Origin of the sequence: Borreliella americana (assembly GCF_021043605.1) — a bacterium.
Classification (GTDB): Bacteria; Spirochaetota; Spirochaetia; order Borreliales; family Borreliaceae; genus Borreliella; species Borreliella americana.
The window spans coordinates 1-3,452 of record NZ_JAJNFB010000038.1; the positions used below are offsets into that span (position 1 = coordinate 1).

Here is a 3,452-nt window from a genome sequence, read left to right on the forward strand (position 1 = left end):
AATAATTTTTTGGTTTATGATCACTTGCTAATTCTATTTTTTTATATTTTTCAAGTTTCAATTTAGAAAAATTCATATTGTATTTTGATATTAATTCTAAATTTTGAGGATAAATTTTGATTATTGTTTTAGCAATTTCTTTAAGGTTTTTTTTATATGATTTACTAGTAGATTTATATTCTTTTTTAAGAATATAAATTTTTTTGTTTAAATTTTTTAATATGTTTTCATTTTCTTCTGATTTGCTTAAATTGCTTTTCATTTGGTACAATTCTTTTTCTGCTGATTTTAAATTGGGATAGTGGTTTAAATTTTTTAATTCTACTATATTATTATTTTTTAATATTTTTCCCAGTTCAATTAAATTTTTATCTTTTTCTATCTTTAATAATTTGATTTCTGATTTGATTTTTTTTATCATGGGAACTCTAGTTTTATTTTATGCTCTGTCAACTTTTTTTTCAAGCTCATATTTAGATATTTTGTAATAAATTTTTCGTCCATGAGGACAATGTTTGATTTCTAGTTTAAAAAATTCATTTATTAAAAATTTGCTAAATTCAACGCTTAATATGTCATTTGTTTTAACAGCTTTTCTACAAGCAATAGTTGCGTATAGGTCAGATTCAAGAGAATTTATTGTCCTGCTTCTTCTTGATTGAAAAAAGTTAATAAGAGTATTTTCATATTGACTACAAATATTAGGAATAGATTCAAGTTGATATTTTTTAGAGTCTATTTTAGAGATTATAATGTTTATTTGTTTGTATTCTTCAATTTCACTATCTATAATTTCTTCTATGTTTTTATCAACTACTGTGAATTCAATTGGTATTAGAAGTTTTTGAAAGGTTTTTTTTGAATTTCTAAGTTTTTCATATATTATTTTTTCGTGAACTGCGTGTTGGTCTATGAAGTAAATTTCATTTATTTTTTCAACGATTAAAAATTCAGAAAATATTTGTCCAACATAGTTAAATTTTATTTCTTCTTTTTCAGTTTTATTTTGAGGTTCTTCAAATTCTAAAAAGTTTTCAGAGAAAATGTTTTCAATGTTTTCTCTAAGCGATGGTCTATTTTGTATAATTGAATTGTATCTTCTAAGGTCAATATTGCTTTTTGTTATGTTTTTGTTTGGCTCGTTTATATTATCTTCTGTTTCTAAATTATTGTTTTGTGGTATATCATATGTGTTGGTTTTATTAAAGTTTTCTGGTTGGTTGATCATTTCTATTAAATGTTCATCTTCTGTTAATTGTCTTTTTATTATTATGTCTTGGTAGTTATTTATGTTTTTATCAAAAAAATTATTAATATTGTCAGATATTAGTTTAAATAAAAATGGAAGATTGTAAAATCTTACTTCTTTTTTTTGAGGGTGTACATTAAAATCGATATATTCGGGGTTTATTTCTAAAAATAAATAACATATCGGGAAATTGCCAGGAGAAAGTATTCTGCTGTATCCATTAGTTATTGCTTCTAAGAGGTCTTTTTGATCAATAGGTCTTCTGTTGACAAATGTTTTAATATATCTTTTATTTTTTTTAGAAAAGTTATCTGGTGCTAAAAATATTTCTATTTTTATATTTTCATGTTCTTTTTTTAAGACCCTAAATTTATTATTTTCTATTACATTTCCATATACATTTTGAACCCTGTCAATTAACGATTCTTTAAAGTAAATTTTTCTTAGCTTTTGATTTAAATTAATCTCAAAATTGATTTCGGGGTGGGTTATTATTTTTTCTTCTAAAACTTTTAGACACATTTTTGTTTCAATGGGTTCTTGTTTTAAGAATCTTTTTCTTGCTGGGAAGTTGTGAAATATTTTTGTGACATCTACTATTGTTCCGTTTATGGCGGGCTGTTTTTTAAAGCATTTTTCAATTCCATTTTCTACTTCTATTTGATAGCTTTCATTATCAGTTGTTGAGCTTGTTATTGAAATGTTGGAGCAAATTGCAATACTAGAGAGAGCCTCTCCTCTAAAGCCTAGGGTTTCTATTTTTCTTAAATCTTCTTCTGATGATATTTTTGAAGTAGTGTGTGGTAGATAGCAGATTTTTAAATCTTCTTTACTTATTCCGCTTCCATTATCTATTATTAAGATTTTGTGAATTCCCCCTTCTTCAAGAAAAACCTCAATTTTAGTAGCTCCAGAATCTATTGAATTGTCTAGCAATTCCCTTAATATTGAACATGGCCTGTCTATTGATTCTCCTGCTGCTATTTTTTGAACCAAGTATTTATCTAAAAATCTTATTTTGTTCATTGAAATTTATATTCCTATTATTTTTTTAATATTTTCATTTTTTTTGTAATTTGGAAATTTTTTTATAAGTTCTCTTAGCGTTTGATCATTGTTATTCTCATTATATTCTATTATCCCTAGAGCATGTAATGCTTCTGGATTGTTTGGCTTTAATTTTGTATATTCTTTTAGAAGGTCTTTAGCTCTTGTGGTATCATTAATTTCAATTAGAGTGGTTGCAAGATTATATTTTGCTTCAATATCAGAATTGATAATTGCTTTTTCAAAAATTTCAATTGCTTTTTGATAATTTTTTTCTTTTTTGTAAAGTATTCCAAGATTGTTTAAGGCCAATTTATTATTTTTGTTTATTATCTTTTCAAGAGTTGAGATTGCTTGACTTTTATTTCCTGATTTTTCGTATGCTTTTGCTAAGTTTATATGGGCTGAAGTATTTTCAGGGTTTTTTTCAATTACTAAGCTGTAAAGTGATATAGCGTTTTGATAATTTCCTTTTTTAAGATTTATAGATGCTTTTAAATACAAATATTCACTTTTTTCTGGATTTAAATCGATGGCTTTGTTTATCATTTCAAGAGATTCTTCAAGTTTGTTGTTTTCAAATTTTGCTATTGATAGGTTGTAAATAGCAATTTCGTTAGGGGTTTTTGCATTGGCATTAAAAAATTTTAAATACTCCTCACTTTGTTTGAAGTTACCCAGGTTGTTTGATACTATTCCGGCTTTTAATGCATAATTTGGCTTTTTGTCAAGATTGTAGGCATTTTTAAAGCTTTCAAATGCTTGTTGCATATCACCATTTTTTTCTTCTGCTATTCCTTTTTGGTAGTAGGCGGTGCTATAATTTTTATCAATTTGTATTGCTTTCTCAAAAGATTCTATTGCTTTTTTGTTTTTATTTAGTAGCATTAAAGCTATTCCTTTATTATTATGTGCTTTTTTATGTTTTGGATTGAGCTTGATTGTTTGATCAAATGATGCTATTGAGTGTTCATACTTTTTAATCTTGAATCTAATGATTCCAAGTTTGTAGTAATCTTCTTGAGTATTTGTGAGTTTGGTAATTTTTTCGTATACATTTTCTACTTTTAACAAATCTCCATTGTTTTCATAAGCTTGAGCCAAAGTTTTAGATGCCTGGGTGTCATTGGGATTGGTTTTCAAGAATTCGTGTAAA

The 3,452-nt window shown here is 25.6% G+C and carries 2 protein-coding genes and 1 pseudogene; all 3 read right to left on the reverse strand.

Annotated features, from left to right (window positions below):
• Window positions 1-421, reverse strand: a pseudogene (locus LRB30_RS05595) (hypothetical protein); the annotation flags it as partial.
• 18 nt (window positions 422-439) lie between these two features.
• Window positions 440-2,275: a DNA mismatch repair endonuclease MutL gene (mutL, locus tag LRB30_RS05600; protein WP_231014656.1), complete on the reverse strand. Its 1,836-nt coding sequence runs from the start codon at window positions 2,273-2,275 to the stop codon at window positions 440-442.
• Between the two features lie 6 nt (window positions 2,276-2,281).
• On the reverse strand, window positions 2,282-3,452 hold a 1,171-nt coding region (locus LRB30_RS05605; RefSeq protein ID WP_231020114.1), incomplete at its 5' end, for a tetratricopeptide repeat protein.